This is a genomic window from Clostridium beijerinckii (genome assembly GCF_036699995.1).
Taxonomy (GTDB): domain Bacteria; phylum Bacillota; class Clostridia; order Clostridiales; family Clostridiaceae; genus Clostridium; species Clostridium helianthi.
In genome coordinates this window covers 3,436,850-3,460,297 of the sequence record NZ_CP144906.1, presented here as the reverse complement: position 1 = coordinate 3,460,297, position 23,448 = coordinate 3,436,850, and the positions used below count along the sequence as shown (strand labels likewise).

General features: G+C 30.3%; 23 protein-coding genes and 1 pseudogene. 18 read left to right on the top strand and 6 right to left on the bottom strand.

The annotated features are described in order from the left end of the window. The first annotated feature begins 135 nt into the window (after positions 1 to 135). A complete protein-coding gene (locus PZA12_RS15910) occupies positions 136 to 1,167 on the top strand; it encodes a YeiH family protein (protein ID WP_103698339.1) in 1,032 nt (343 codons plus the stop codon). 94 nt (positions 1,168 to 1,261) lie between these two features. Here PZA12_RS15910 and PZA12_RS15905 read toward each other — a convergent pair whose 3' ends face one another. From PZA12_RS15905 to PZA12_RS15890, 4 genes and pseudogenes are all read right to left on the bottom strand, one after another. Continuing rightward, positions 1,262 to 1,639, bottom strand: a complete 378-nt coding sequence (locus PZA12_RS15905; protein ID WP_103698338.1) for a hypothetical protein — start codon at positions 1,637 to 1,639, stop codon at positions 1,262 to 1,264. A 50-nt stretch (positions 1,640 to 1,689) separates the two neighbouring features. Beyond that, on the bottom strand, positions 1,690 to 2,013 hold the full coding sequence (locus tag PZA12_RS15900; RefSeq protein WP_103698337.1) for a hypothetical protein: 324 nt from the start codon (positions 2,011 to 2,013) through the stop codon (positions 1,690 to 1,692). A 131-nt stretch (positions 2,014 to 2,144) separates the two neighbouring features. Then, positions 2,145 to 2,326, bottom strand: a pseudogene (locus tag PZA12_RS15895) (IS1595 family transposase); the annotation flags it as partial. A gap of 512 nt (positions 2,327 to 2,838) precedes the next feature. Beyond that, on the bottom strand, positions 2,839 to 3,579 hold the full coding sequence (locus PZA12_RS15890) for a GntR family transcriptional regulator (protein WP_026888883.1): 741 nt from the start codon (positions 3,577 to 3,579) through the stop codon (positions 2,839 to 2,841). A gap of 384 nt (positions 3,580 to 3,963) precedes the next feature. On the opposite strand from PZA12_RS15890, the gene udp reads away from it, so the two are divergent. The 16 genes from udp (at position 3,964) to PZA12_RS15810 (ending at position 21,198) form a co-directional block, all read left to right on the top strand. Beyond that, positions 3,964 to 4,749: a uridine phosphorylase gene (udp, locus tag PZA12_RS15885; protein WP_026888884.1), complete on the top strand. Its 786-nt coding sequence runs from the start codon at positions 3,964 to 3,966 to the stop codon at positions 4,747 to 4,749. A 33-nt stretch (positions 4,750 to 4,782) separates the two neighbouring features. Further along, positions 4,783 to 5,184, top strand: a complete 402-nt coding sequence (gene cdd, locus PZA12_RS15880) for a cytidine deaminase (protein WP_012059315.1) — start codon at positions 4,783 to 4,785, stop codon at positions 5,182 to 5,184. A gap of 75 nt (positions 5,185 to 5,259) precedes the next feature. Further along, the gene (locus PZA12_RS15875) at positions 5,260 to 6,450 is read left to right on the top strand and encodes a phosphopentomutase (protein WP_103698336.1); all 1,191 of its coding nucleotides are present in this window, start codon (positions 5,260 to 5,262) and stop codon (positions 6,448 to 6,450) included. Positions 6,451 to 6,474: 24 nt separating this feature from the next. Then, a complete protein-coding gene (locus PZA12_RS15870; protein ID WP_103698335.1) occupies positions 6,475 to 7,158 on the top strand; it encodes a YczE/YyaS/YitT family protein in 684 nt (227 codons plus the stop codon). 25 nt (positions 7,159 to 7,183) lie between these two features. Continuing rightward, positions 7,184 to 7,897, top strand: a complete 714-nt coding sequence (gene deoD / locus PZA12_RS15865; RefSeq protein ID WP_103698334.1) for a purine-nucleoside phosphorylase — start codon at positions 7,184 to 7,186, stop codon at positions 7,895 to 7,897. Between the two features lie 23 nt (positions 7,898 to 7,920). Then, the gene (locus PZA12_RS15860) at positions 7,921 to 8,976 is read left to right on the top strand and encodes a BMP family lipoprotein (RefSeq protein WP_078116166.1); all 1,056 of its coding nucleotides are present in this window, start codon (positions 7,921 to 7,923) and stop codon (positions 8,974 to 8,976) included. Positions 8,977 to 9,086: 110 nt separating this feature from the next. After that, the gene (locus tag PZA12_RS15855) at positions 9,087 to 10,637 is read left to right on the top strand and encodes an ABC transporter ATP-binding protein (RefSeq protein ID WP_280634256.1); all 1,551 of its coding nucleotides are present in this window, start codon (positions 9,087 to 9,089) and stop codon (positions 10,635 to 10,637) included. Further along, positions 10,612 to 11,739, top strand: a complete 1,128-nt coding sequence (locus PZA12_RS15850) for an ABC transporter permease (protein WP_338481367.1) — start codon at positions 10,612 to 10,614, stop codon at positions 11,737 to 11,739. The genes PZA12_RS15855 and PZA12_RS15850 overlap by 26 nt, the downstream gene beginning before the upstream one ends. Beyond that, on the top strand, positions 11,729 to 12,613 hold the full coding sequence (locus tag PZA12_RS15845; protein WP_105410993.1) for an ABC transporter permease: 885 nt from the start codon (positions 11,729 to 11,731) through the stop codon (positions 12,611 to 12,613). The genes PZA12_RS15850 and PZA12_RS15845 overlap by 11 nt, the downstream gene beginning before the upstream one ends. Positions 12,614 to 13,069: 456 nt before the next feature. Then, a complete protein-coding gene (deoC, locus tag PZA12_RS15840; protein ID WP_103699294.1) occupies positions 13,070 to 13,720 on the top strand; it encodes a deoxyribose-phosphate aldolase in 651 nt (216 codons plus the stop codon). 320 nt (positions 13,721 to 14,040) lie between these two features. Next, positions 14,041 to 14,283 (top strand): hypothetical protein, encoded by a 243-nt coding sequence (locus PZA12_RS15835; protein WP_103699295.1) that lies wholly within the window; start codon positions 14,041 to 14,043, stop codon positions 14,281 to 14,283. Between the two features lie 343 nt (positions 14,284 to 14,626). Beyond that, entirely contained in the window at positions 14,627 to 15,100 is a 474-nt protein-coding gene (locus PZA12_RS15830) for a DUF2691 family protein (RefSeq protein ID WP_103699296.1), read from the top strand. An 842-nt stretch (positions 15,101 to 15,942) separates the two neighbouring features. Further along, entirely contained in the window at positions 15,943 to 17,652 is a 1,710-nt protein-coding gene (locus PZA12_RS15825; protein WP_103699297.1) for a methyl-accepting chemotaxis protein, read from the top strand. Between the two features lie 173 nt (positions 17,653 to 17,825). After that, positions 17,826 to 19,076 (top strand): APC family permease, encoded by a 1,251-nt coding sequence (locus PZA12_RS15820; RefSeq protein WP_103699298.1) that lies wholly within the window; start codon positions 17,826 to 17,828, stop codon positions 19,074 to 19,076. Positions 19,077 to 19,985: 909 nt separating this feature from the next. Continuing rightward, complete coding sequence (locus PZA12_RS15815; protein ID WP_103699299.1) at positions 19,986 to 20,249, top strand: glutaredoxin; 264 nt, start codon at positions 19,986 to 19,988, stop codon at positions 20,247 to 20,249. A gap of 178 nt (positions 20,250 to 20,427) precedes the next feature. Further along, positions 20,428 to 21,198, top strand: coding sequence for a hypothetical protein (locus PZA12_RS15810; protein ID WP_103699300.1), 771 nt, complete (start codon positions 20,428 to 20,430; stop codon positions 21,196 to 21,198). A gap of 125 nt (positions 21,199 to 21,323) precedes the next feature. Here PZA12_RS15810 and PZA12_RS15805 read toward each other — a convergent pair whose 3' ends face one another. Beyond that, a complete protein-coding gene (locus PZA12_RS15805; protein WP_012059301.1) occupies positions 21,324 to 21,530 on the bottom strand; it encodes a capping complex subunit for YIEGIA in 207 nt (68 codons plus the stop codon). A 15-nt stretch (positions 21,531 to 21,545) separates the two neighbouring features. Further along, positions 21,546 to 22,451, bottom strand: coding sequence for a YIEGIA family protein (locus PZA12_RS15800; protein ID WP_077840499.1), 906 nt, complete (start codon positions 22,449 to 22,451; stop codon positions 21,546 to 21,548). Positions 22,452 to 23,208: 757 nt separating this feature from the next. On the opposite strand from PZA12_RS15800, the gene PZA12_RS15795 reads away from it, so the two are divergent. Further along, positions 23,209 to 23,421: an alpha/beta-type small acid-soluble spore protein gene (locus PZA12_RS15795; RefSeq protein WP_077840498.1), complete on the top strand. Its 213-nt coding sequence runs from the start codon at positions 23,209 to 23,211 to the stop codon at positions 23,419 to 23,421. Positions 23,422 to 23,448: the final 27 nt, after the last annotated feature.

Sequence of the window (23,448 nt, the reverse complement as noted above, 5' to 3'; positions counted from 1 at the left end):
TCCTTTCTTAATCATTAATATTACTAATCATTATTATAGAATATATATATTTTACTTATGATTATACACCTAATATACTAAAAATAGAAAAAGAAGTACTTCATATTCAGATAAATATTTTAGAAGGTGATATGAATGAGTTTAAATATAATTAGAGATAAGAAATTATCAAGAGGAATGGATAAGGTTTTAGAAGTTTTGCCAGGAATTATAATATGTACAATAATCGCATTTATCGCAAAGTATTTAAGTAATTATGTACCTAGCATAGGGGCAGCATCTCTAGCAATATTCATTGGAATGGCAGCAGGAAATACATTTTGCAATAGAAAAATATATGAAAAGGGATCAAAATTCGCAGAAAGTGAACTATTGTCATATTCTATAGTTCTGTTAGGCGGAACATTGGGAATTCAAACTATATTAAAATTAGGTTTTTCAGGAATATCATTTATAGTATTTCAAATGAGTATTACTATAGCACTTGTAATTTTAATTGGAAAAAGACTTAAATTCTCAGAGAATTTTAGTTTTTTAATGGCAAGTGGAAATGCAGTTTGTGGTTCCTCAGCCATAGCAGCTACCGCGCCAGTAATAGGAGCGGGAGATAGTGAAAAAGGCATAGCAATAACTATAGTAAATGTTACAGGAACGGTATTAATGCTTGTTCTTCCATTTATAGCTAAAGTGATATTTTCATTAGAAACAATAAGGACCTCTGCTTTAATAGGAGGAATACTTCAATCTGTAGGACAAGTTGTTGGCAGTGGAAGCCTAGTAAATGAACAAGTTAAGGATTTATCTACAATATTTAAAATAGTAAGAATAATATTTTTAGTTGTTGTTGTATTAATATTAGGAAAAATGAAAAATAAATCTAGGAGAGAAGAAAGCGGAACATTAAATTCAAAAATAAAAATACCTTGGTATGTATTGGCTTTTTTCATTATGTGCTTAGCATTTACTGCTGGAGTTTTTCCAATGAATATTTCTAATATATTTAAATTAATAAGTAGCAACTTTGAAGTAATTGCTCTTGCGGGAATAGGGATGAGAGTGAATTTTAGACAACTTATAAAAATAGGAAAGAAAGCTGCACTTTATGCCTTAGCAATTGCCTTAATCCAAATAGTTTCAGCAATTTCACTTATCACAATATTTTTATAAAATGCTATGCTTTAATATAGTGTTGAAATGTAGCGTTATAAAAATTATAGGTGGGATTGCCCACCTGTGATACTTAATATAACAACATTGTTTATCAGTTTCTGTGAAAAGTTCTTTTTGAAATATATTCTACAGTGGCAAATACTGCAACTAATATTAAACATTCAAATTCTAATAAGGCAATACTTATAGAATAATTTAATATTAGAAATATTATAGCAAGTATCAATGTGCATACTCCTGAAATACTCCATATTAAACCACATTTTCTATTAGTCAAAGCTAATGTTTCTGAAGCTTTAGAAAAAGAAGTCTTTTTATCATCTGAAAAGCCAGTAAAAAGCATTGCCATAGGCATAATTAAACCCAATATATTGTCTATTTTTTTATATAAATTGCATTGATATAAATGTCCTACGAAAATCATTATTACTGGAATACCTATGTTGCAAGTCAATGTTAGTATATTCATATGAAACCTCCATATATCTTTTTTGCTAATTCATAAATTAATATTTCATATTAATGCTTATCTATCTTAACTATTTTAGTCATATCTTCAAATAATATCTTTTCATCTATTGGACCTATTAACGTCTTTACCCTTGCAGAAGCTACAGCACCTCTAAAACTTCCTATTGAGTAAGATTTTATTCTACTATAATATTGATTTCCTGCTTCTATAGCTCTTTTCTTTAATTCAGGATCATTAGGAGATTTACTCAATTCTAAAAGAAGTTTATAATAAATCTCTTTATAAGGATTAGATTCCCACATCGTAAAAACTACTTGAAATATAACAACTGCAATAGTTGCAATACATGCTATTAATACTTGTATTCCCATATATACTCTCCATCCTATAAATACGTAATAATTAAATATTGTTTATCAGATTACAATTTTTTAACAACACTTATTATAACATAATTTACAAAATATCACACATGCTGTACATATAACGGCTCTCTATTTTTTTAATCGTTTATTTTAATATATGAATGTTTTTCATTACTTTGAACCACTTAGTATAATTTTACTTACTATATTTTGTTGCAACACCATTAAACCTATTCACCCATTTCTTTAAATCTCTATGGAGAACATTAATATGCTCAAAATAAGTTTTTTGATTTTTAACACGATTTAAGCGCTTATTCTATAATATATAATATAGTGTAGTTGAAATATTATTTCTCCTTATTAAATAAATTTCACCACGAACTTAGAATGATTTATTAATTTTAGTAAATCATTCTTATTTTAATTCCTAAAGCATATGGCCTGTGATATTAGCATACAATAATTACAAAACAAATATGTATTGAATTTCAGATGATATCCACATAAGTTCGACTCTCATTGCGGAAACCCGTATAGATGACCCAATTATAAGCTAGATTTATACTATGAAATATATCCAAACTAGAAATAAGAATTATGCTTTTGTGAAATGTTTCATTAGAAATTGGATGGTTTTGATTCTTAGATTAAAAGTTGTTCCAAGTATGCTGGTTCAAAGCTTGCCTTTGAGGCTAGCATCTTGGGTACAACTTGTGATCTTAGAATCATCCATCATAACTTCCTTAGAAACTGGAACAACAGCATAATTCTTATTTCGGCGAGATATATCCATGAGTTCAGGTCTTGGTTGTGGTATCTATAATTAACCTATTGTTTTTTTGGATGAAACTTAATTGAACTAGTTTTTATCGGTAAATAATGCTTATTAGAAGCAATAGGAAATTCTGAATCTTTATAAAGAGTTTCCTGTATAAGATGAAATTGATTTTCTGGCGAAATTGGATACGTTTTAGCAGCAAAGTTTCCAGAAGTTGAATACTTTATTTCAACTAGTATGTCACTAGATATTTCGTAAATATCCTTTTCTAGAAATTCTAAAATCATATCCTCATTGTTTAAATCAAGATTAAATTTTGAAATAGTTTCAATTGGCAGCAAAGTAAACGTATAAGCTATAGCTTGACCTTCAGATTTATACCATCTATCTATTAATACTACAGCAGCAGTTTTCTTTACAAGAATTTGATTAAAATAGTCAGTAGATGGCTCTATCCTTAATTGAATTTTAACTTCATCAATGACATCATTTATGCACTTGTATACGGGGTGTCCCATTGTTTCTAAACCAAGATCTTTTTTAGGTTTAGATTTTACTATAAAATTTCCCTTACCTCTTATATTATTTACTAATCCATCATCTTGTAGTAGTGCAAGTGCCTGTCTTAGCGTAGTTCTACTAACACCAATTAATTTAGATAGTTCAGGTTCAGAGGGTAATCTACTTCCTTCTGGAAAAGTACCTTCATTTATCATTTTAAAAAGTTGATTATATACACTTACATATCTTAATTCTTTTGGCTTTTCAACTATATCAAATTCATCATTCATAAAAATATCACCTTTCTACAGATATAACCCTGTCTAGACAAGTATACATATTGAATTACAAATTTTCAACTGAAATATTTGTTTTATACTTAATTATAACGTCAATTAAACAATATTGGCAATTAAATTATTAGAGTTATTTTGTGCACAGCCTGTCCTTCTAAAAGCTTGTACTAACAGGCTTTTGACATAGTTTTGAAATTGAATGAATTTTCGGAATTTATCATGAATAAAATGCTTGACATGAAATAACAGACATGCTATTCTTTGAGTACAAACAATAATACAACTTAATAGACAAGTATTAAGGATGTCCAACATTTTTTAACGTAATGTTGAAACCGTATTCTGAAAGCGAATCGTGAAATAAATGGAGGTATTATAATGAATTATTCACAAGGTTCTGGGAAACAATATCATATAGATGTGAGAGAAGGAGATGTAGGTAAATACGTAATATTACCAGGGGATCCAAAGAGATGTAAAAAGATTGCTGCATACTTTGATGATCCAAAATTAATTGCTGATAATAGAGAGTATGTTACTTACACTGGATTTTTAGATGGTGTAAAAGTAAGTGTTACTTCAACAGGAATTGGTGGACCATCAGCTGCTATAGCATTAGAAGAACTAGTAAATTGCGGAGCAGATACTTTCGTAAGAGTTGGTACATGTGGCGGAATGGATATAAATGTTAAAGGTGGCGATGTAGTTATTGCTACTGGTGCAATTAGAGCAGAAGGTACTAGTAAAGAATATGCGCCAATCGAATTTCCAGCTATTGCAAACTTTGATGTTGCAAGCATACTTGTGCAAGCGTCAAAAGATTTAAATAAAAATTATCATGTTGGAGTAGTTCAATGTAAAGATTCATTTTATGGCCAACATTCGCCAGAAACTAAGCCAGTAAGTTATGATCTTTTAAACAAGTGGGATGCATGGATGAAATGTGGATGCCTTGCTTCTGAAATGGAATCAGCAGCTTTATTTGTAGTAGGAAGCTATTTAAAAGTAAGAGTAGGTTCAGTATTTTTAGTTGTTGCAAATCAAGAACGTGAAAAGGCAGGACTTGAAAATCTACAAGTGCATGATACAGAAACAGCTATAGAAGTTGCAATTGAGGGAATTAGAAAATTAATAAAAGCTGACAAAGAGAGAGAAACTAAGTAAGAAAGTGTTTGATCTTTCGGAAAGGAATATGAAATGAAAGAGTATGAAGATATTTTAGAAAGAGCTTTTAAAGCTATGGAAAATGCATATTCTCCTTATTCAAATTATAAGGTTGGCTCTTGTGTTGTTACTAAAGATAATAAATATTTTATAGGAGCAAACATTGAAAATGCATCTTATGGTTTAACAAATTGTGCAGAGAGAAATGCAATCTTTCAAGCATATTCAAATGGATATCGTAAAGAGGATGTAAAAGCAATTGCCATTGTAAGTGATGGAAATACGCTAGCAACTCCTTGTGGTGCATGCAGGCAAGTTTTAGTGGAATTATTAGAAAAACATACTCCAATAGTTTTATCTAATAAAAAAACTGAAAAAATTACAGATATCGAAGAATTATTACCAATGTCATTTACAGAAGAAGATCTAAAATAATAAAAATTTAATTTTGGAATAAGTATTAAATATAAAATGAAATATAAACTTAATTGGTTTTGAAAGGATGGAGTTATGAAGAAATATAATAGAATTTTCACAATAGTAATAGATTCACTTGGAATTGGAGAAATGAATGATTCAAAAGAGTATGGTGATGTTAATGTAGATACACTTAAGCATATATCAGAGTCAGTAGATGAATTTAAAATTCCAAACTTACAAAGATTAGGATTAGCTAATTTACATCCAATCAAACATGTTGAAGCAGTTGAAAAGCCTTTAGCTCATTTTATGAAAATGAAGGAAGCAAGTGTTGGAAAAGATACAATGACTGGTCACTGGGAAATGATGGGGTTAAAAATAGAGACACCATTCCAAACATTTACTGATACAGGTTTTCCACAAGAGCTATTAGATGAACTTGAAAAAAGAACAGGTCATAAAATAGTTGGAAATAAAAGTGCTAGTGGAACAGAAATATTAGATGAACTTGGCGAACATCAAATAAAAACAGGAGATATGATCGTTTATACTTCAGCTGATTCTGTTTTACAAATATGTGGTCATGAAGAAACTTTTGGTTTAGATGAACTTTATCGTTGCTGTGAAATTGCAAGAGAATTAACTCTTAAAGATGAATGGAAAGTTGGAAGAGTTATTGCAAGACCATATTTAGGAATGAAAAAAGGTGAATTCAAACGTACAAGTAATAGACATGATTATGCTTTAAAACCATATGGAGCAACTGCATTGAATGCATTGAAAGATAATGGATTTGCTTCAATATCAGTTGGAAAAATAAACGATATATTTGATGGTGAAGGTATAACAGAATCAAATAAATCAAAAAGTTCTGTTCATGGAATGGAACAAACTTTAGAAATAATGGATAAAGAATTTAAAGGATCGTGCTTTGTTAACTTAGTAGACTTTGATGCTTTATGGGGACACAGAAGGAACCCAGTTGGTTATGCTGAAGAATTAGAAAAGTTTGATGTTAATTTAGGAAAAGTATTAGATAAATTAAAAGAAGATGATTTATTAATAATTACAGCAGACCATGGTAATGATCCAACTTATAAAGGTACTGATCATACACGTGAACATGTTCCTTTCTTAGCTTATTCGCCATCTATGACTGAAAGTGGATTAATGGAAACAAGCGATAGTTTTGCAGCAATTGGTGCTACAATAGCAGAAAACTTTGGAGTAAAGATGCCTGAGAATACAATTGGTGAATCAGTACTAAGCAAGTTAGTATAGTATTACAGGAAGGATATTTAACTAATGATGAGTACAGTTAATACGCTAAAGGAAAAATCATTTAAAGTTCTTCTTATAAATATTTTAATAGCGTTAGTTGGAGTTGCTCTTGTAGGATTTGGAATTGCATTTAATTCAGCTGCAATGCTTGGAAATGATGCAGTTGCAATTCTATATGATGGAGTTCGTAGTGCAATTGGTCTTCCACAAAGTGAACTTGGAATGACAACAAATGTGGTAAATTACGCAATAATAATATTATCGTTATTAATTAACAGAAAGTATATAAATATAGGAACATTTATATATACTATTCCAATGGGAACCTTCGTTGGAATAGGCTCAAAGCTTTATGAATATATGAATTTGCCTAATGTTTTAGAGTGGAGAATATTAAGTTCTGTATGTGGATCCTTAATGCTGTTTACAGGATTAGGAATCTTTATAGCAATAAATATTGGATTAGATCCTTTTACAAGTTTAGCTATGATATTAAAAGACAAAATGAAATCTCAATATAGAACGGCAAAAGTAATTTGTGATGTTACATCGCTTATAATTGGTTTTATACTAGGAGGAAAAGCAGGGGCTGTAACAGTTATTGCAGCCCTAATAGGAGGGCCTTGTATACAATTTGCATCAGAGCTATTTAAAAAGTCAGTTCTAATGAAGATTAAACTAGGTGAAAAGAACATTTTACAATATTAAAAACAAGATTTTGGAGGACAGAAATATGACAAATGTACCAACTCCCCATAATGGGGCAAAGCTAGGAGAAATAGCAAAAACAGTATTAATGCCAGGAGACCCTTTAAGAGCTAAATTTATTGCAGAAAACTTTCTTGAAGATGTTACTCAATTTAATACAGTAAGAAATATGCTTGGATATACTGGAACTTATAAAGGAAAGCGTGTTTCTGTTATGGGAGGCGGCATGGGAATGCCATCTATAGGTATTTATAGCTATGAATTATTTAATTTTTACGATGTAGATAATATTATTAGAATTGGAACAGCAGGAAGTATATCTGAAAAATTGCACCTACGTGATGTTGTAATCGGTTTAGGAGCATCTACTAATTCTAACTACGCACATCAATATGGTCTGCCAGGAACTTTTGCTCCTATTGCAAGTTTTGATTTAGTTAGCAGTGCAGTTGAAGCAGCAAAAGAAAACAATATAAATGTTGTTGTAGGAAACATATTATCTTCTGATACTTTTTATAGTGCTGATAAAACAGCAACAGAAAAGTGGAAGAGTATGGGAGTCCTAGCAATAGAAATGGAAGCAGCTGCACTTTATATGAATGCTGCAGAAGCAGGAAAGAATGCATTATGTTTACTTACAATTTCAGATTCAGTATTAACAGGAGAATCACTTTCAGCAGAAGATAGACAATTAAGTTTTACAGAAATGATGAAAATTGCTCTTGAAATAGCAAAATAATAAAGTTTATAGGAGGAAGTATCATGAAAAAAGTAATTGCATTATTAATGACAACAATGATTATGGGAACTATGGCTGGTTGCGGATCAAGTGGAGGAAGCAATACAACTGATAAAGGAACTACTGGTGGTAATAAGGAATTTAAAGTTGCAATGGTAACTGATACAGGTGGTGTAAATGACCAATCTTTCAATCAATCCTCATGGGAAGGATTGCAAAATTTTGAAAAGAATAATGCTGGAGGGAAAGCAAGTTATCTAGAATCTAAGCAAGAATCAGATTATGCTACAAATCTAGATAAAGCTGTTGATGCTGGTAATAAATTAGTTTGGGGTATTGGTTTTGCAATGTCAGATGCAATAACAAAGGCAGCTAAATCAAATCCAGATGTTAGTTATGCTATAGTTGATAATTCATATGGAGATGATACTCCAGCTAATGTTACAGGCGTTATGTTTAATGCACAAGAACCTTCATTTATGGTAGGTTATGCAGCTGCTAAAACAACAAAAACAGGTAAAGTTGGATTTGTTGGTGGTATAAAAAGTGGAATTATAGATCAATTCCAATATGGATACCAAGCTGGTGTTCAATATGCAGCAAAAGAATTAGGTAAAGATATTACTGTAGATGTTCAATATGCTGAAAGTTTCTCTGATGCATCAAAAGGTAAAGCAATTGCAAACAAGATGTTCTCATCAGGATGCGATATCGTATTCCATGCAGCAGGTGGAGTAGGAGTAGGTGTAATTGAAGCAGCTAAAGAAGCAAATAAATTTGCAATAGGTGTTGACCGTGATCAAGCATATTTAGCTCCTGATAATGTATTAACATCAGCATTAAAACTTGCAAGTGTTGCAGTTGAAAATGTTTCTAAAGAAGCTATGAGTGGAAACAAAATTGGTGGTAAAACTTATACTTATGGATTAAAAGAAAATGCTGTAGGAATTCCAACTGAAAACAAAAATATGGATCCAGCAGTATATAAAGCAACTATGGAAGTTCAAGACAAGATTAAAAATGGTACAATAGTTCCACCTTACAATGAACAAACTTACAATGATTTTTTAAAAAAATAATAATTTAAACTTAAAGTAGATAATAACTATTAAGACAGTAGTGGAGGTAGGCTTTGCTGGTAACTTAACGGTTTGCCGGCAAAGCCTTATATAATAGAGGAGGATTAGGTATGGAAATTAGCAAACAATATGCAGTACAAATGCGTGGGATTACAAAAACGTTTGGCTCGTTCTGTGCTTTAGATAATATCAACCTTGATATTAAAAAAGGTACAATTCATGCACTACTAGGAGAAAATGGTGCAGGCAAAAGTACCCTTATGAATATCCTTTATGGATTGTATCAAGCTGATCAAGGTGAAATATATCTTAATGGTGAAAAGATAAATATTAAAAATCCTAATATAGCTATTGAAAATGGAATAGGAATGGTTCATCAACACTTTATGTTAGTTGAAAATTTTACAGTAACACAAAATATAGTGTTAGGTAGTGAAATTACAAAAAAATGTGGAATATTAGACATGAAAAAAGCCAGAGAAGAAATATTAAACATTGTTAAAAAGTATGGATTAGATGTAGATCCAGATGCAAAAATTGAAGATATTTCAGTAGGTATGCAGCAGCGTATTGAAATATTAAAAGCTTTATATCGTGGAGCTGATTTATTAATATTGGACGAGCCGACAGCAGTTCTTACTCCACAAGAAATTCAAGATTTAATAGGCATCATGCATAACCTTATTGCTGATGGAAAAACAATAATTATAATTACACACAAATTAAAAGAAATAAAGGAGTCTTCTGATGTTTGCACAATAATACGTAGAGGAAAATACATAGATACAGTAAATGTTAAGGAAGTAACAAGAGAAGATCTTGCAACAATGATGGTAGGTCATGCAGTCAAGTTAATCGTTGACAAAGAAGCTGCAAAACCAGATGAGGTTGTTTTTGAAATAGATAATTTAACTGTAAAAGATGAAAGAAAGTTAGATGCAGTTAAAGATTTATCACTTAAAGTACGTAAAGGTGAAATCGTTGGTATTGCAGGAATTGACGGCAATGGACAAAAAGAATTAATTGAAGCTATAACTTGTCTTGCTAAATCCGAAAAAGGTACCATTAAAATAAATGGAGTAGAGATACAAAATACTACAGTGGAAAACGTTATCAAAAATAAAGTTTCAACAATACATGAAGACAGGCAAAAACGTGGGCTTGTACTAGATTTTAGTGTTGCTGAAAATATGGTAATAGAAAAATATAAAAGTGAACCATATTGTAAGAATGGATTATTGGTTAAAGATAAAATTATGGCTCATACTAAGGAGCTTATAAAGCAGTATGATATAAGGCCTGATAACTGTGAATCATTACCTATCAGAGGTCTATCAGGAGGAAATCAGCAAAAAGTTATAATTGCCAGAGAAGTATATAATGATCCAGACTTATTAATTGCAGTGCAGCCAACTCGTGGACTTGATGTAGGAGCAATTGAATATGTTCATAAAACATTAATAAGAGAAAGAGATAAAGGAAAAGCTGTTCTTTTAATTTCATTAGAGCTTGATGAAGTTATGAATGTTTCTGATACTATAGCTGTAATTTCTGAAGGAACTATTGTAGGTACTTTTAAACAAGGTGAAGTTGATGAAAATACAATAGGCTTGCTAATGGCGGGAGGTAAACATAGTGAAGATAGTAGTAAAAATTCTTAAAAAACCAGTTACTTCAACATTCATTGCAATATTTTTTGGATTTATTGTTGCATCAATAGTACTAGGTGTTGCTGGCTATAATCCTATAGATGCTTTTAGTGCACTTTTTGGAGGTATTTTTTCAAAACCTAAATATATATCTAATACAATTATTAAGGCCACTCCTATTATTTTAACTGGTTTAAGTGTTGCATTTGCTTTCAAAACAGGATTATTTAATATTGGAGCAGAAGGTCAGTATATAGTAGGTACAATTGCATCAACTATAGTTGGAATCAAATTAAATTTGCCAGCAGTATTACAAATTCCTTTAGTAATTTTAGCTGGTGTAGCTGCTGGAGCAGTGTTTGGCGGAATTGTCGGAATTCTTAAGGCGAAATTCGGAATACATGAAGTTATAACCAGTATAATGCTGAATTGGATTGCATTATATTTATCTAATTTCGTTGTATCAACAGATGTATTTCACCAACCAGATTCAACAAGTACTTATATGATTAATGAATCTGGATTTACTACTATACTTGGTAATTGGAAGACTTCTGATGCTGGAATGGAATTTCTTTCTCATCACAAATGGTTATCAGAAGTGTTGCTAAAAACAGATGTTAATATTGGAATCATCATTGCTATTATAATGGCTGTAGTTATATCGATTTTATTATATAAATCGGCAAAAGGTTATGAATTACGTGCAGTTGGATTAAATAAAGATGCAGCAGAATTTGCTGGAATAAATGTTAATCGTAATATAATTCAATCAATGGTAATTGCAGGTGCATTATCAGGTCTTGCTGGAGCACTAGCTATTACAGGCACAGCACCTCATAAGTTATCAACTATGGCTGCTTTTGAAAATAACGGATTTAACGGATTATCAGTTGCATTAATTGCAGGAAGTTCACCTATTGGATGTATATTTGGAGGATTATTATATGGTGGATTATTATATGGAGGTCAATCTGTACAATCTGCTATAGGTGCACCATCAGAAATAATAAATATAATGATAGGTACTATTGTATTTTTCGTAGCATTAACTAAGATCGTACCTGCTTTAGCTGACAGACTTTTAAAGAGAGGTGAAAAGAATGTTAAATAGTATTGCACTATTAATAGGTATTACACTAATGTACTCAGCACCGTTAATATTTGGAGCATTAGGAGGAGTTGTTTCTGAACGTTCTGGAGTTGTAAATATCGGAATTGAAGGTATGATGACTATAGGTGCATTTACTGGTGCGGCAGTAGGATATTATTCTGGAAATGCATGGCTTGGATTTTTAGCTGCAGGAATTGCAGGTGGAATAATGGCTTTATTGCATGCAGTTGCATCTATAACATTCAATGCGGATCAGACAATATCAGGTATTGCTATAAATTTATTGGGTGCAGGTTTCTCTTTATTTACATGTAGATTATTATTTGAAGGAGCTACTATGACTAAACCAGTAGCTACTAAATTACCTAAAGTATTTGGCGTAGATATTACAGTTTTTATAGCGATTTTAATTACAGTAGTTATTTGGTTTATTTTATATAAAACTAAATGGGGATTACGTATTCGTGCTGTAGGAGAGCATCCAGCAGCTGCAGATACTCTTGGAATAAGTGTAACTGCAACTCGTTACGTGTGTGTTATGATTTCTGGAATACTTGCAGGGTTTGGTGGAGCATCTATGACACTTGCAATAATAGCGCAATTTACTCCAACAGCAATTAGCGGTCAAGGCTTTATTGCATTAGCAGCAGTTATTTTTGGCAAATGGACTCCACATGGCGCATACGGAGCTTGCTTATTATTTGGATTTGCTCAAGCATTAACAGTTGTATTAGGAGGCGGAAACTTTGCTATTCCTTCGCAAATACTTGCAATGCTACCATACATTCTAACAATTGTAGTATTAATTCTTTTTGTAGGAAAATCAGTTGCACCAAAAGCTGATGGAGTTCCATACGAAAAAGGTACTCGTTAATAGAAAGAAGAAAGATTGTTATTTCACAGGACTGCGAAAATTTCGCTGAAAGTTCTAAATTGCAGGTTGCACCACTAATGCTTGCTCCCAATTTCCTAGGGAAGCTCGACTCATTACATTCGCTGAGGAAGTTCGACAACCCAAAAGAAAATTTTGGATTCTCACTTCACAAGCGTTAATTGAACCAACCGTTAGCGGAAACTCGACTCAGATACGTTCGTTGAGTAAGTGATAAGTGAATCACTTGTCACCTGTAATTTGTCACTAGTATCAACTTGTTATTTAATCAATCTAAACCATAAACTGCATGTTATAATTCGAATAATATTACAAGAATTTCATTCGTAATTGTGAATTACGAAATGTGCATTGTTCATTGTGCATCGTGCATTGTGAATTGTGAATTATGAATTGTAAAATATATAGTTATAAAATAAATTTAAGGAGTAATGAAATATGAATATTGCTAAATATATAGATCATACAATATTAAAACCAGAAGCGACAGTAGAGGATGTAAAAAGATTATGCAGAGAAGCTAAAGAATACAATTTTGCTTCAGTTTGTGTAAATGGATGTTATGCAAAATTAGTAAGTACTGAACTTGCAGGAAGTGAAGTAAAAACTTGTGTTGTAGTAGGATTTCCACTTGGAGCTATGACAAAGGAAGCGAAAGCATTTGAAACATCTCAAGCTATTGAAAATGGTGCGAGCGAAATAGATATGGTTATAAATGTTGGGGCATTAAAAGATAAAAATTATAGTTTACTTAAAGAAGATATAGAAGCTGTAGTAAATGCAGCCAAAGGAAAAGCGTTAGTTAAAGTTATTATTGAAACATGTTTATTAACTGATGAAGAAAAAGTTAAAGTTTGTGAGATAGCTAAAGAAGCTAAGTCTGATTTTGTTAAGACATCAACAGGATTTTCTACTGCTGGAGCAACTAAAGAAGATATAGCATTGATGAGAAAAACTGTTGGACCAGATTTAGGTGTAAAGGCATCAGGTGGAGTTAGAGACTTCAAAGCAGCTATGGATATGATAAATGCAGGAGCAAGCAGAATAGGCTCAAGTAACAGTATTGCCATTGTTAATGAGAGCAAATAATTTTTAGGCTATAATCTAAAGAAAAGATAAATTATATCTAGTAGTTAAATAGAACCATGAGACAAAAAATAACTCATGGTTCTATTATTTCTATTACTCTGCAAATGAAAGAAGGTTTAGTAAAGAGAATAGTTTAATTAAAAGAATGTGCCAAAGAAGTTGGAATAAGCATACCTACATCATTCTATTGGGTGTATAAGATTTTAGACGCTTTAAGAGCATATATGGGAATTTGAAGTGTAGGTGGTGTCATAGAAGTTGACGAGGCTTTTTTTAGAGAGTCTTTTAAGGGTGACCATAAGAAAAGTACCACTTTTACAATGCCACGAAAAGCCCATTCAAAGGCGTTAAGGGTATTTATAGCAATAAAGATGAAAAAAGAAAAAAGAGGAATATCAAAGGAACAAGTGAGTGTAATTTGTGCTGTGGATAGAACAGGAAACCTCATTACGGAACTTATATGCAAAGGAAGAATGAAACATACTGATTTAGAAACACTCTTTAGAGATAGAATTGATGAAGAAGCCATACTTTGTAATTACTTACACAAGAGTTACATTTAATTTGCACAAAACTTAGGTATAGAACTTCAACAAATCAAGAGTGATAAACAATAACGAAGGAATATAGTATATACAGTACATTAACGCTTTCCATAGCAAACTAAAGAAATTGATGGATAGGTTTAACGGTGTTGCAACCAAATATCTTGCTAACTATATGTATTGGTTTAAGTGATTAGAAGTCTTTAATACAGAAAAAGACACCATTAAGAGCAAAAATTTATTAGTGCAATCTCATACTTCTCATACTGATACAAAATTAAGAGATTTTAGTGTAAGAGAAGCAACTTATGTATAACCTATATAAAATGAATATTTACCAATAAGTTTGGAGGATAACTAAATGAAAAATATGGGAGTAAGATTTGAAATTCCAAATGAATACGGAAATTATCTATCTGATATATTACAACCCTTGCCAACTAATTATTATCAATGGTTAGTTGATAATGATGAAATACACCTACTACACGATAATGAATTTACAAATGCGTTCTTATTTGATGATGATGATAGAATACTATCTGGGGAGCGACTATTTGAAAGTTCAAAAAATAATACTTATTATATGGTATTTCTGACTTTGAGGGCTTTTTTAAAAGACGGAATTATTAAGGAAGTATCGAAATATGAAGAGTTTTTAGATAGTGATTGTCAGATTATACTTGCAGTATATGACTGCTCATATGTTATGTTTTGGTGTAAAGATAGCCAATTAGTATCGGATATGTATAAGTATGCTCTATCAAGGAGTTATAAAGATGTTAAGTGTATCAGCGAAGAAGATTTAATGGCACATAAATATTATATTGAGTAAATGTATTAATGAAGAAAATTCTTAAAATGTAAATTAAGGGAACCTATAAAAAGTTCCCTTAAAAATAATATAATATTATTCTTAAACATAGCCATAAATTAAAACATAAAATAATTTAAAAATGAACCAATAAAAAAGATAACAATATAAAAAGGTGCAGTAAATAGATGCATTTTAAAAAGAGAATGAAGCAAATTTAAGTTTTTGAGAAATTTGGCTTTACTGTAGAAAATGTTGTTCAGAAGGCTATGAATGTAATATTTATATAATATGATAAAGATTCGTAAATTTGTAACATTATTGATAAATCTCTGTTACAGAACTGTAACAATAATTTCCTATAATTAAACCGAACAAGAGATATGCATTAAAAAAAGATGTGGAGGAGCAATAACAGAAGATAAGGAAACTGCTGTTATAGAAGCTTTCACTCCTTCAAAATAAAAAAACACGCTAACAAAATTTGGAGAGTGGATTAATATAAATTCTATAAATGAGTAAAATTTTAAGGTTAGTTATGCAAATGAATAACTAGCCTATTTAATTTAATTGGAAAAAAATAAAACATTGTATAACGACACTCTATGATGCACACTTTGTGTAAAAAGGAAATGTATAGGTATATATGGTTAAAAACTAAATATTTATAATCTAAATTAGCAGCATGATAATAAAATTTATATAAATAAAAAAATATAAAATTGTCATAACTAGAAAAATTTATGTCGAAATGCTATTATATTTTAACAATTTTTGATAAAATATAATTTAGTAAAGGTTTGAAATAAGCTGCAAATTATTATAAACTTTAAAATTTTATTATAAAGGGAGATGGTATACTGATGATAAAGAATGTATCCATAAAAACAAAATTATTAATTGGCTTTATGAGTATGGTTATACTAATTGGTATAACTGGTTTCTTCGGAAAGTTTGGTCTATCAAATACTGAGAGCAGTATAGAACAAATATATTCTGATGATTTAAAAAGTATTGATGAAATACATTCGGTTAAAGAGAACTTTTTAATTGAAATTAAAATTGTTAATGATGTAGTTCTAGAACAGGATAATTCCAAGGTACAAACAGCGCTACAACAACTTGATCAAATCAAAACTAAAAATTCAGCTGTAGTTGAAGCTTTTGGTAATAGCAGCATGTCAAATGATGAGAAGAAAGAGTTTGATGATCTTAATTCTATTTTAGGAGATAAGTTTGCAACTGAAAAAGACAATCTTTTTGAGTTACTTAAAAATGGGAATTATTCAGAAGCAAAAATTAAATTATCTGAAATTAACCAAACTACAGAAATTATATCAAAACATCTTGATAACTTGGTTGAAATAAACCAAAAACAAGCAGATGAAGCTTATAGCAGTGCAAAAGAAAATTATCGCAAAACAACTAATATAATGCATGCAATTCTAATAGTGGGGATTATTTTGGCTATTGCCATAGGGACAGGATTATCAATATATATATCTATGATAATTAAAAAAGTTTTATTATTTGCAGAAGCTTTAGGAAATGGAGATTTAACATACTCAATAGAAAGTGAAAATAATGATGAATTAGGATTGTTAATTAGAGCATTAAATAATGCAAAAGAAAAAATCAAATCAGTGATTGAAAATATTGTGATTCAGGCTCAGGGCGTAACAGCATCTAGTGAAGAATTATCTGCTACATTAGAAGAATTATCAAGCAATTTTGAAAGCATAGATAAGAATACATCTGGAATAGTAGAAAATATACAAGGTATAAATTCAATTACAGAGGAGTTAGCTTCAACAATGGAAGAAGTTAATTCTGGAATAACTCAGCTGGCTTCGAATTCAACTGAAAGTAGTCATCAGTCTATCGAAATTAAGGAAAGAGCTACTGAAGTAAAGGAAACTGGAATTAGCTCTATGAAAGCTACAGATGAATTGTATGAAGAAAAGCAAAATAATATACTTAATGCAATAGAGCAAGGAAAAGTAGTTAGTGAAATAGGTATAATTGCACAATCAATAGCATCAATAGCAGAACAGACAAATTTATTAGCCTTGAATGCAAATATTGAAGCTGCAAGAGCTGGAGAACAAGGAAAGGGATTTGCGGTAGTTGCAAATGAAGTAAGGATACTTGCTGAGCAATCAGCAGATTATGTTAAGAATATTCAAAATGTAGTTTCAAATGTTCAAGCTGCCTTTAATAATCTATCAGGCAACTCAAAGGAGGTACTACATTTTGTCAATGAGAATGTTAAAAAAGATTATGATTTATTAATTGAGACAGGAAATAAATATGAAAATGATGCTGCATATATTAGTGACTTATCACAAAATATTGCATCAATGTCACAGGAGTTAAATGCATCTACAGAAGAGATTTCTGAAGTTGTACAAACTATTGCTGAAAATATGAAAGATACTAAAAACAGTTCGGAGGAAATTAAAGTAGGTATAGATGAAACTAATAAAGCAATAGAACAGGTTGCTAAAGTAGCTCAACATCAAGCAGAAACAGCAGAAAAATTAACTGAATTAGTTTTAAATTTTAAAATATAGATAGATTTAACAATCCAAGTGAATCCTAGGCATAACTAAGATCACTTGGATTGTTTTATTAGATAGAAAATTTTTAATCATCAAAATTATTGATATGCTGCATTTAAAATTTCAATTTTACAAATGGATTAACCCCTCTTATAATAAGATAATCAACATCAAGGAGGGGAAAAATGAATAAAAAACTAAATACTATTTCTATAAGTGGACTAATGATAGGTCCAATTTTAGGTTCAGGTATTGTACTCTTACCACCTATTGCAATTCATATGATTGGAGATAAAGCTATTATTGCATGGATAATAACTATGCTTATGGGCATTATATTTGCTTACATATTTACAAAAATGAGTATATTAACTTTGAGTAATGAAGGGGTGAATGTGGTAATAGGTGAGAAGCTTGGACAAAATTTTAGAGAATTATCTTCGAATTATTTGACAGCAGCTGTCTGCTTTGGACCTGTAGCTGTTTTGTATACGGCTTCTGGATTTATTTGCAATATGTTTCCGGGAGCAAATAATTATAGAACACTTGTTATTTTTATACTATTATTTCTTAATATAGTTGTACTATTAATGGGAATAACTGCAATGGGAAAGGTTACTTTAATACTTTCTTCACTTACTGGACTTATTCTTATTATAGGCAGTGTTTTTAATCTTTTAAAACAGGATAGTGTAACTTTTCCTAGTGGTATGCCACCAATTACAACTCTTGGCTCTACGCTTTTGCTATTATTTTGGGCAATTATAGGGTGGGAAGTAATTGGTAGTTATGTTGAAGAGGTCATGAATCCAGAGAAAACTCTTATGCGTGCTATGAAAATAAGTTTATCAGCTGTTATTTTTATATATTTATTGACTACTTTTGCTTTGCAGAACAGTTTAGGAAATCAAATTATTACAAAAGAAGCAGACATTAATGTAAGTTTAATTCTTATTCCTTTATTCGGTAACTTATCTTATATTGTTATGGGAATTGTAGCAGCAGGATTGTGTTATGCTACATTGATCATGATATTAGGTGCTGTTACAAGACAAATGGCTGCAAGAGCAGAAAATGGAATGCTTCCTGCTTTTTTAAGAAAGAAAGAGGAAGAAAGATCTCCTAAAAGAGCTTTATTAGTATTAACTATATTTCATTGCATACTTATTGTCCTCATTCACTACAATTATATTACTGTAGAATGGACAGTGGGAATTGCAAATACCTTTTTTATATGTAACGCACTTCTTGGACTTATTGCTAGTCTCAAATGTATAGATGGTATAATTTTAAAAATATCAATAATATTGCTTATTATAATATTAGTTATATTATTAGCATTTTCATCATTAATAGGATGGATACTATTGGTTGTAGTGAGCCTAATGAGCATGTATAAGAGCATGCCACAATTTCAGAAGAAATTAAAAAATTAGATTTTTAAAATAAAGCTAAATTAGCTGTTTATCATATAGATAACCTGATTAAAACCGGGTTTATGTGGTAACTTACCGAAATCATAAATATTTTGATTCCGAAAAACTATGAAAATATCGCTGAAGGTTCTAAGCAGTAGGTTGTACCCACTTTAGCATGCTCCCACTTTCAGTGTGACAAGCTAAAATGAAACAACCTACAGCTAAGGACCTTTACCAGCTCAGTTTCAAATGTTTTCTACACAAATATATTTATGATTTCTAGAGAAGATATTAACTTAAAGTTTTAGCAGCGTTATAAATATGTTCATCTAATAATTAGAGTTATAGTATTCAGCTGATGTTTTAAATTGGTCAAATAACAAGTTGACATTATTCACAAGCTTTTTGATATTTCAAATTTGATTTATGGTATCAAAAAGTATAAATATAATTATTTTGAAAAAAATAATTATTGAAGTATTGGGATTAGATTCTTTAGCCATTACCTTAATAAATATTAGATTTTGGCTGATATCTATATAAAGTTCGACTCTGATTGAGGAACCCTATGGATAACACAATCATTAAGTATACTTAGACTATGAAATATCCTCTAACTAGAAATGAGTAATATACTTTTGTGGAATGTTTCAGTGGTAATTTTGATGGATTTGATTCTTTGGCTATAAGTTGTTCCAAATGTGCTAGTTCAAAGCTTGTTCTTTGAGGCTAGCACTTTGGGTGCAACTTTATAGCCTTAGAATCACCCATTAGAATTACCTAGAAACTGGAACAAAAGTATGTTATTCATTTCGGTGAGGTTACGCATAAGTATAGATTATAGTTGTTTTATCTATATGAAGAATCATGAACCATAGTAAAAATATTTTAAGAAAGCAAAATATACAAATGAAAGGATGTTTTATTATGAAGATTTATGGAAGTAATGTGTGTCCATCTACATTAAAGGCTATAGAGGAATTGAGAGAAAAAAATATTAGCTTTGATTATAGAGATTTTTGCGAAGATATAAAAGCTTTAAAGGAATTTGTTGCAATTCGTGATGAAAATTCATTATTTGATGATGTTAAAGATGAAAAGAGAATAGGGATACCTTGTTTTATCTTGGATAATGGAGTTATAACACTTGATAAAAATTACGCAATAGAAGAATGTATGAAAAATAGATAGAGGAGTTTATACATAGTAGAGGATTTTTTTGATTGTATTCTAGTCAAATGGATAAAAAAATAGGATTTCATTATTAATAAATAAAGTTTTTATAAATTAATTTTATAGGGCTTTTAGTGAGCATAATTTAATAGTGATTCATACTATATTATTATATTAATTGTAATTAGGGATACATATGAAGAAGTGTAAATGTAAGAAAGATAGAAAATGCAGAGGTAGTAAAAAAACAAATAAACAAAAGAAATCACAATGCAATCCTAATCCATTTGCAGATGCAGTCATTCCACCATGCGCCGAATATTTAGAAAATGATAATGTATTGGTATTAGACGGTGAATTGATTTATAGAAGTGTTAATAAAATATATGTATTTATTACTACGAGTGCTTCAAATAATGGGCCTACAGGCAATTTAGGCGAAGCACTTGAAACTAATGTTGAGATTAGCATTACAACATTTATAATTGGTCTATTTATTAATCAAGTTCAAATGGGTGTCATTGAGTATGACAAAACAAAACCAATTCATCCAGATGAAAAGATTGATTTACTAATACATCAATGTCTTCAAAATATATGTGAAGAAGATAAGGAAGAAAATCAATCTGATTTAGAAATGAATGAAAAACCCAAGGAATCCGAAAAGGATGAAATGGGTAATAAATCAGATGAAAGTGAAGGAGCTAACGAGTCTCAATCACAGAATTCAGCAGAATTTAATTATAAATTAACATTCATTATATCTAATGGTAATGCTATTGCTACTTTTGTGAAATATCAAATAAATATAACAGAACTTAATTATACTATATTATTGGCATTAAATAGGTTAGAAGGAGATCCAGGATTATATTTTCCAAATAATAATTATGCAACACCTATCCCAGTGAATTTTTATTTAGCGGGATTGAATATAAAATTTCCAATAGATAAAAATTGTTTCTAATAGAACTGTGTATATGTGAATTATATATTTCTAAATGTTAAAGTATAATCACTGCTTTCAGCATTAGGTATTCAAATATCAGTTTTAATATAAATTACTTTTAAACTTTCTATAAGTTTATTTAGTTAGTTTTTACTAATAATCATATAATCGCCGCAAGTAAGTTGAACTACTTCTGCTCTTAAAGCCTTTGAAATATCATCAGTTAACTGCTTTTGCTCCTCTTGAGTTTGGGCAACTAAAATTAAGGGGTTTCCATTTTGTGCCCTATCTTTAGATAGGGTTATATATGCTATTATTTCATAACCAGTATTATAAAAATCTGTACCCATGGTATTCCTGCCTTTCTATTTATTAAGATTAGATTTCATTAAGCTAGAACTCTTTTTTATACTCTCTAGAAGAGGTGTTTTCTTTATTGTTTCTATAAAAGAGCCTTCATTATAAATTATTGGAACTAACATAATAGCGACTCTTCCTGTTTCGTAATCACATTTAGTATAGTGATATCTTTTTAGTCCTAACATTCTGCATGCTTCAAATATTATAGCCTGCCTTTGACCGTGGTGATCAATTATTCTGTTAAAGTGTCTTTCATTAGGATAAATTATGGCTGCCATGCCGCCATCTTTAACTAAATTTCTTGCTCTATCTGTACCTAAATGATTTGTAACAAATATATCATCTACATATAGTTCGGAATTTTTTACAGTTATCTTAGCTAGCTTTACTTGAGCAATATCTCCAATGGATTTACCTTTTGAAAAATTTTTGAGTATATAAAAAATTATGCCTCCAGCTAAAATGCCGCTTAATATATTTATTAGAATGATGTTATGAGGCACAAGGTGCATGGTTAAGCTAGTTAAAAATGAAACTAACAATGATAAATAATTTCTCGCTTCAAAAGTCTTTGCAATGCCGTCAATGTAAGCTTCTCCTCTAAAAACATGTTCCACATTATCAAGATCTTGAAGACTTTCTTTTTCTATTTTTCGTACTTCTCTAAACTGCTCAGTAGCAAGAACTAGGAAGGTTATTGCTTCAAAGTTCCTTTCGAGAATAGCTGGAATTGCAATAGCGCCTATTCCAGAAGATATGAATCCAGCTACTAAATGAATTAAATATCCATTTGGATAGCTGGGATACTGCCTGTAATCAACTACTAGGGTAATATATCTAGCAGCAGTACCACATAGTATTGGTATTAAGATTAGAAATATATAATACTGAGAAAGCATTTCTTTTTCCATATGAGCCTCCGAATATTTAGTAGTTAGAATATAAATAACCAATTTTATATATTAATTTTCTGCATTATATATAAAAAATATACAGTTATCTTGAAATTTGAAATCTATATAGATAACCCAACTAATACATGAACTTATGCATATAACTCACCGAAATCATAAATATTTTGTTCCGAAAAGCTATGAAAATATCGCTGAAGGTTCTAAGCAGCAGGTTGTATCCAATTTAGCATGCTCCAACTTTCAGTTTGACAAGCTAAATTGGAACAACCTACAGCTAAGAACCTTTAACAGCTCATTTTCAAATGTTTTCTACACAAATATATTTATGATTTCTAGTAAAGATATGAGCTTAAAATTCTAGCAATTTTGTAAATCTGTTCATCTAATAAGTCGGATTCTTAAATTGTTTATCTATATAAGTTTCAAATTTCTTTGGTAACTTACCAAAGAAATCATAAATATTTTGTTCCAAAAATCTATGAAAATATCCCTGAAGATTCTAATTGGTATGGAAATATTTCTATATTAGGATAAAAAATATGATCATAAACATCTATTAAAAAATTAATATTTAGAGGGCGAACTAATAGGAGATTATGGACTTAAATGAAATATAATTCTTAAACAAGGAAAAGTATGTAATACAAGCTATCGATGCTACTTTTACTAGTATTTTTATGGGTTATAATTTATCATACTGGTTAATATATTACTGCCAAGCAAAATTTATATTAATTAAGGGAGGTAGATGCATATGTCATCAAATAATAATAGTGGAAGAAATAGAACATTAGTACCAGAAGCAAAACAAGGATTAAACAGATTAAAAACTGAGGTTGCTTCAGAAGTTGGATTAAGCGATTATGAAAACATGGATAAAGGAAACCTTTCTTCAAGACAAAATGGATATGTTGGCGGATATATGGTAAAACATATGATCGAAAATTACGAACAAGGTCTTAAGTAATAAGCATAAGACTAAGAGAATAAAAAT